The 5,983-nt window shown below is 65.5% G+C and carries 5 protein-coding genes and 1 riboswitch; of the genes, 3 read left to right on the forward strand and 2 right to left on the reverse strand.

All coding sequences use genetic code 11. The features are described from left to right. The 3 genes from BOO71_RS23275 to BOO71_RS23285 all read left to right on the forward strand — a co-directional run. Window positions 1-1,188: phosphotransferase (locus BOO71_RS23275; RefSeq protein WP_139323149.1), on the forward strand; the 1,188-nt coding region annotated here is incomplete at its 5' end. A 22-nt stretch (window positions 1,189-1,210) separates the two neighbouring features. Further along, window positions 1,211-1,762, forward strand: coding sequence for a flavin reductase family protein (locus BOO71_RS23280; RefSeq protein WP_075836124.1), 552 nt, complete (start codon window positions 1,211-1,213; stop codon window positions 1,760-1,762). A 133-nt stretch (window positions 1,763-1,895) separates the two neighbouring features. Beyond that, a complete protein-coding gene (locus tag BOO71_RS23285) occupies window positions 1,896-3,242 on the forward strand; it encodes a glycosyltransferase (protein ID WP_254843276.1) in 1,347 nt (448 codons plus the stop codon). Between the two features lie 86 nt (window positions 3,243-3,328). On the opposite strand, the gene BOO71_RS23290 is transcribed toward BOO71_RS23285, so the two are convergent. Both BOO71_RS23290 and purH read right to left on the reverse strand, forming a co-directional pair. Next, window positions 3,329-4,204: a bifunctional 5,10-methylenetetrahydrofolate dehydrogenase/5,10-methenyltetrahydrofolate cyclohydrolase gene (locus tag BOO71_RS23290; protein ID WP_075836598.1), complete on the reverse strand. Its 876-nt coding sequence runs from the start codon at window positions 4,202-4,204 to the stop codon at window positions 3,329-3,331. 19 nt (window positions 4,205-4,223) lie between these two features. Beyond that, a complete protein-coding gene (gene purH / locus BOO71_RS23295; RefSeq protein ID WP_075836600.1) occupies window positions 4,224-5,756 on the reverse strand; it encodes a bifunctional phosphoribosylaminoimidazolecarboxamide formyltransferase/IMP cyclohydrolase in 1,533 nt (510 codons plus the stop codon). Window positions 5,757-5,816: 60 nt separating this feature from the next. Beyond that, a riboswitch (ZMP/ZTP riboswitch) is annotated at window positions 5,817-5,903 on the reverse strand. Window positions 5,904-5,983: the final 80 nt, after the last annotated feature.

Below are 5,983 nucleotides of genomic sequence, written 5' to 3' on the forward strand. Positions count from 1 at the left end.
CGGCGGGTGCTGCGGTGTGAGGACGGGTGGCCTGCGCTGGAGCTTCGAGAAGATCAAGGCATCGCACAAGGTATGCGTGCTAACTGGAATCTCGTGGCGTGGCTGCTGCATGGTGGTGGTCTTTCTGTGGGGCATCATGAGCAGCCACGCCTGCAACTTCTGTCGGAGGAAATTCCAGACGGAATGTGCTGGGTAGATATGGAGGTGTTGCCACTTCCCAATGCCCGTCCCTGGCAGCTTCCGAGCTGGCCTTCACAAGCACAAAAGCGGCTTGACAGCACGCTAGGAACAAGTGGACTGAGAAAGTTAGATGACCTGTCCGTAGGGGACGTCAACGATCTTGCATGCGTCATGTGGGCTGCAACGGATAAGGGTGCTGTCTACCTTAAAGTCAGTGACTCGCCACGCGAGGCAGCGGTCACTGAGTATCTCTCCAAAACGTTGCCCGACTTGCTGCCGCCTGTGCTGTGGGTAGACCCGTCCTCCAATTCTTTGCTGACCCTCTCTGGCGGTAAATTGCTGGATATGGTGAGTGAGCTGGACGCCTGGACTGAAGCGGCACGCAGGCTGGCCCATTTCCAGCAGAATGCGGACGCTCATGCTCTGGCGGCTCTGGGTTGCCCAGCCTTCCCCTTGTTGGAAATGGCCGGACGGGTGGATTCGTTTCTGGCCGATCTGAACACGTTGCGCGCCTGGGGCTTGGAGGAGAGCTGCCTTGAAACGCTTTGCGCGGCAAGACCCGCCATTCGCACGGCCTTCGCTGATCTTGCCGCCCTGAATCTGCCCGATCTACCCGCGCACGGCGACGCCCACCCCCGCAATGCCCTAAGCGGCCAGCGCGGCGCAGTCTGGTTCGACTGGGCCGAGACTGCCAGCGCCGCCCACCCGTTTATGGATATGGGATGGTTCCTGGCGTTTACCTTTGATCCGGCGGGGGTTGAGTTGCCCATCAGAACTGCATATCCAGACCTCGAAAAACGGTTGATCGAGGCTTACCTATCTGCGCTCGGCTGCGTTGATGCCGCGTCCTTGCTCAGCAGCGCAGTTCCGTTGGCCCTTTTACACCGTGCTGTGGTCTACGACGCCCGCTTTCGCAACTGGGAAGGCACATTGCCCGGCTGGCGGCCCAATTTCGTCCCGTATTATCTGCGGCTGGCGGCACGGGAACTGGCGCGGCTTCCGTCCTGACCCCGCCCGCTATCCTGCCCCCATGCTCAGCGAGACAGGCACGCAGTTTTTCGGCTATTACCCCGGCACGGTAGCGCTGGTCACGGCTGAACATGCCGGGGTCCGCAACGTGATGGCGGCGGGCTGGCACACCGCCCTGAGCGCCCAGCCCCCGATGTACGGCGTGCTGATCGGCAGGGAGCGGGCCACGCATGGGCTGGTGGCGGGGAGCGGCACGTTCGGGATCAACTTCCTGCCCGCCTCGCATGCAAAGCCGATTCAGGGGACGGGTGTGCTGTCCCTCCACGATCTGCCCCAAAAGGACAAGCTGACCCGCCTGGGCCTGCAAACCCTGCCAGACGCGCCACTGGCCCTGGCCGACGCTTACCTGTACTACCGCTGCCGGGTGATCCAGACCGTGCCCACCGGGGACCATGACCTGTTCGTGGGCGAGGTGCTGGAGGTCCGCCACGATCCCACCTTCTACGATGACCGGCGGCTGTTCACGGGCGAGGCGGCGGTGTACCTGGGCCGCAGTTCGTATGTAAAAACCACGCAGGGGCGCGAGATCTACCTGCCCGAAAGCTTCGATTGAAGAGAGAACGCCCAGTGGCGTGGGGGCTGTTTCTCATTTGGCCCTTTTCAAGCCCACAATCCACGTTGCATAGTTAAGAAGACTGCAAAGTCGGGTGAACCGGGCCGAGCGCCTGACGCCACCGGGGGAGCTTTTGACTGACGCACTGCATGGATTTCTGACCATTCTCGATCTGCTGGGCCTGCTGATGCTGAGCCTGTACTTTCTGCAAATGCTGCTGTCGGCCACGCTGCCCCGGCCCCGGCGGCTGTATCCGGCAGACGAGGCATTGCGTTTTACCTTCGTGGTCCCCGCGCTGAACGAGGACGCGGTGATTGAGGCCACCGTCCGCAACCTGCGCGAGGTGGCCCCCGACGCCCGCGTGGCCGTGATCGACGACGGCAGCGATGACCGCACGGCGGAACTGGTGGAACGGCTGACGCGGAATGACGCGGGCGTGATCCTGCTGCGCCGCAGCGCGCCGGAGGCCCGCCAGGGCAAGGGCAAGGCCATGAACTGGGCGGTGTCGCAGTTGCTGCGGGACCTGCGCTCAGCGAGCGCGGACCTGCAAAAACAGGTTTTCGTGGTGGTGGACGCCGACGGGCGCGTGACCCCTGGTCTGCTGCCCGAGGCGCGGCGCGTGCTGGCCCACGCGGACGTGGTGGCCGCGCAGGCCCGCGTGCGAATCCGGCAGTCCCCCGGCAAGCTGGGGCTGAAAAACGTGGTGGGCCGCATGCTGGAGCAGCAGCAGGACCTGGAATTCTTCATCACCCGCCACATTCAACTGATGCGCTCGTGGTGGCACAGCGCCGCCCTGTGCGGCAACGGGCAATTTATGCGCGCCAGCTATGTGGCCGCTATGTTCGAGGCCGGGCAGACTCCGTGGCCTGACGTGCTGCTCGAAGATTTTGGCAGCGCGGTAGAGGCCCGGCTGGTCAACCCACGCCACCGACTGGTCTTTTTAGAGGAAGCGGTCACGCAGCAGGGCCTGCCTGATCTGCGCCGTTTCTCGCGCCAGCGCGCCCGCTGGACGCAGGGCACCATGCAGTGCCTGCCGTATCTGGCGCAGTTGTGGCGCAGGCCCGTTCCCGTGCTGGCCCGCCTGGACCTGAGCTACTTCATCCTGGGACCGTGGCTCAGCGGCATCATCGTGCTGTCGTTCCTGACCCAGCCGCTGCGCTGGGCGATGGGTACGCAGGGGCTGGTGCTGGACGCGAAGGTCAGCCTGATCATCACTGTCATCAACCTGATCATCCAGTTGCAGTGGGTGGCCCGTTATCAGCGCGAGAACCGTCTGTCGCTGGGCCGCACCGCCTTCACCCTCGCCAGCCTGCCCGTCTACGGGTTTGCCCTGTTCCTGAGCCTGCCGATGGCCTATCGCCACTACTTCATGGGCCGCGTGACCTGGGATAAGAGCCTGCGCCACGCCGAGCCGGGCCACACCGAACCAGGGGAGGGACAGCCGGGCGAACTGCTGACCGTGGGCCGGGGTAGCGATTAGAGGTTGGAGGAGATGAAAGGCCCTCTTCCTTCTTGGAGAGGGCTTTTTTCGGTCAGGAGAAAGTGCGAGGGTGGAGAACCCGGCTCCTATTCCACCGCCTCGCCGCGCTGTAATTTCACCGCGCGTACCAGATTCTGATACATCAGTGCGCTGGTCAGCGGGCCGACGCCACCGGGCACGGGCGTCTGCGCCCGCACGGGGAGGTCCGGCATGGCGTCCCCCACCATCTCGCCCCCGTCCTGCACGTTGATTCCGGCATCGATCACGACGTGATGGGATTGGACGTGTTCAGGCTTCAGCAGTCCGGCGCGTCCCACGGCCAGTACCACCGCGTCCAGCGGGGCCAGCACCCCGGCCAGTTCGCGGGTGTATTCGTTGCATAGCGTCACGGTCATGCCCCGGTTGTTGAGCATGAAGGTCAGCGGGCGGCCCACCGTGCGCCCCGGCCCGATCACAGCCACGCGCAGGCCGCGCAGGTCGTCGCCCAGCACGCGCCGCAGCAGAAAGCGCACGCTGCGCGGCGTGGGCGGCAGCAAAGCCTCAGATTCCCGCCCCGCCGCGATCAGGGCGAGGTTGGCAGGGGTCAACCCCTCCACATCCTTGCGCGGCGCGATGTGCAGCAGGGCGGCGTCCGCATCCAGCCCGGCAGCCAGCGGCAGTTCCAGCACGACGCCGTGAACCGAGTCGTCCGCTGAGAGTTCGCGTAACGCCGCCTCCAGCTCCTGCTGAGACGCCCCGGCTCCCAGTTCCCGCACGCTGAAGTCCACGCCCAGCCGCCCGGCCCGCCGCGCCTTGCTGTCCACGTACACCCGCGAAGCCTCGTCGTCGGAAGCGAGGACGCTGACCATGTGCGGGCGGAAGTTCCAGTCAGACAGGGCTTCCTTAACGCCCTTGATGACCTCATCGGCCAGTGGCTTGCCAAGGAGAGAACGGGGAGATGTGCTTTTTTCACCGTCAACCATCAACCATCAACCTTCTTCATCAGTGCCGGAAGTGCCGCGAACCCGTGAAGACCATGCTCAGGCCCAGTTCGTTGGCGGCGGCGATCACCTCGGGGTCACGTTTTGCGCCCCCCGGTTGCAGAATGGCGGTGACTCCAGCGCCCGCCGCCAGCCGGACCACATCGTCGAAGGGAAAGAACGCCTCGGAGGCCAGGGACGCACCGTGCGCCCGCTCGCCCGCGTTGGCCACGGCACGTTCGGCGGCCCAGATGCGGCTGACCGCCCCCGCGCCCAGGCCCACGCTGACGCCGCCGCGTGCCAGCACCACCGCGTTGCTGCGGGCGTGCTTGACCACGGCCCATGCGAAGCGCAGATCGTTCCATTCCTCGTCGCGGGGCAGCCGCGTGGTCACCACTTCCGGGCACAGGTCATCCCACGGGCGGGTGTCGCGTTCCTGCACGGCAAATCCCCCGGCAAGCGGGCGCAGGTCCAGCACGCTGACCGCTTCGGCTTTCCTGGCGATCAGCACGCGCAGGTCGGGCTTTTTGGCGGCGAACCACTCCACGGCTTCCGGGGTCACGTCCGGCGCGATCAGCACCTCTAAAAAGGTGCCGCGCATGGCCTGGGCCGCGTTCAGATCGACGGCTCCGCTGACCGCCACCACGCCTCCAAAGACGCTGAGGGTGTCGGCGTCCCACGCCAGTTCCCAGGCCGCGCGCACGTCATTGGCCCGCGCCACGCCGCAGGGGTTGCCGTGCTTGACGGCCACGCAGACCATGCCTTCTTCCTGCTGCCCAAGCTCCGTACACAGCGCCCAGGCGGCGTCCGCATCGGCGTAGTTGTTGAAACTCATGGGTTTTCCGGCCACCACGCGGGCGTCCATCACTGGGCCGTGCGCGCCGCCCCAGCGGTAGATCGCGCCGGGCTGGTGGGGGTTCTCGCCGTAACGGACCTCGGCCACCTTGGACAAATTCAGGGTCAATTCTGACGGCAGTTTGGTGGGCAGCGTGTCCGAATCGCCCTCCAGATACGCGGTGATGGCGGCGTCATATTCGCTGGTATGGCGGTACGCCTTGGCAGCCAGGCGGCGGCGTTCAGTAGGTGCAACCTCGTCCTGAAGCGCCAGTTCGTAATCCGCCGGGTCCACCAGCACCAGCACGCCCGCGTGGTTCTTGGCCGCCGAGCGGATCATGGCCGGGCCGCCGATGTCGATATTCTCGATGACCTCGGCAAAGGGTGCGCCGCGCGCCACCGTTTCGCGGAAGGGGTACAGGTTGACGCACACCAGATCGATGGTGCCAAAACCCTGGGCCGCCAGTTCGGACAGATGCCCGTCCTCGCGCCGGGCCAGGATGCCGCCGTGGATGGCCGGGTGCAGGGTCTTGACCCGTCCGTCCAGCATCTCGGGAAAGCCCGTCACGTCGCTGACTGCCGTGACGGGCACGCCTGCTTCCTGCAAGGCCGCGAAGGTGCCCCCCGTACTCAGGAGTGTCCAGCCGCGCTCTGCCAACGCTCGCCCAAATTCCACCACGCCCGTCTTGTCGCTGACCGAAATGAGTGCCTGTCTGCCCATTGTTTACCGCCTCCGAGGAAGATCCAAGAAAAGACTTCGGACGCGCCGCGTATGCGGCAAACGTCCGACCCAGGCGCGCGATCAAATGGAATTCGGAGCGGCTTCCCCGTGGTTGGCCCACGTTCAGCGCCAGTTGCCGTCCGCTGTGGGGGCAAGCATAGCGCAGGTGAGGCGGGGTTACGGGGAAAGTCGTTCGGGTAGCCCCACCCCCCACCCCCCAGCCCCCT

Origin of the sequence: Deinococcus marmoris, assembly GCF_001949125.1 — a bacterium.
In the GTDB taxonomy this organism is placed as follows: domain Bacteria; phylum Deinococcota; class Deinococci; order Deinococcales; family Deinococcaceae; genus Deinococcus; species Deinococcus marmoris_A.